The sequence below is a fragment of the Vibrio sp. 811 genome (assembly GCF_033339195.1).
In genome coordinates, this window is the sequence record NZ_JAWOUB010000340.1 from 1 (window position 1) to 746 (window position 746).

Below are 746 nucleotides of genomic sequence, written 5' to 3' on the forward strand. Positions count from 1 at the left end.
CTCCGCTCGGTATTTATGCTCATGGGACAGTGGCTTTCAAAATCAAGTATGGCATTTTGTTTTGTGTGAGTGTGCAGACCTAGAGGATTCATGGACGTTTCATACGCAAGACGATGGCGGACATGATTTTGCGTTTTTTTGGCACGATATAGGGAGCGATATTTCCTCACAGGCGCATACTGTTTTTCAGCATGCACTGGAAACAGTTCGAAAACTGATAGACCAAGGGGTGGTGTAAGTGAGGTTGCAAGTTGGAGGTTTAACAAAGAAGAACTTGTTAAAGCACCTGAGTAAAAAAGGTGTTCAATTGAATGTCTTCGCCCAACAACTATTCGATGATGACAAAGTCGAGTGCGCAGATGAGATTCAATCGTTCTTTTTAACGATAAAAACACCGTTTGACTTCGGACTTTATTTTGGCGCGACCCTTGGAGAAATGATTGAAGCGGCGTCGACACAAAATCTATCACCTTGCCCTTTAGTTGTTGCGCCATACCTCCGTTTACAAGAAATTGACTTGGCGAAGGGAGAGTACCTTACTGTGGTGTCTTCCCCGCTTTCGAATGACAAAGCTTATCCTCGTGGTTTGTATCTACGGGATCTCGACGACGGATTCTGGCTACGAGGCTTTAGATGTTCGGACGATTGTATCTTTCCGCCGTCGAAAAAGTTTGTTTTTGTGTCTGAAATAGAGAAAGAGTGTTGAGTGTGACATATCTTTATCATCGGGAGCCCGACAACCTTTC

1 protein-coding gene and 1 pseudogene are annotated in these 746 nt (G+C 44.1%); both read left to right on the forward strand.

What is annotated here, in order from left to right; translation table 11 throughout:
* Positions 1–238: pseudogene (locus R7Q46_RS26750) on the forward strand (DNA mismatch repair protein MutT); the annotation flags it as partial.
* A gap of 69 nt (positions 239–307) precedes the next feature.
* Complete coding sequence (locus R7Q46_RS26755; RefSeq protein WP_318078167.1) at positions 308–706, forward strand: hypothetical protein; 399 nt, start codon at positions 308–310, stop codon at positions 704–706.
* Positions 707–746 lie beyond the last annotated feature (40 nt).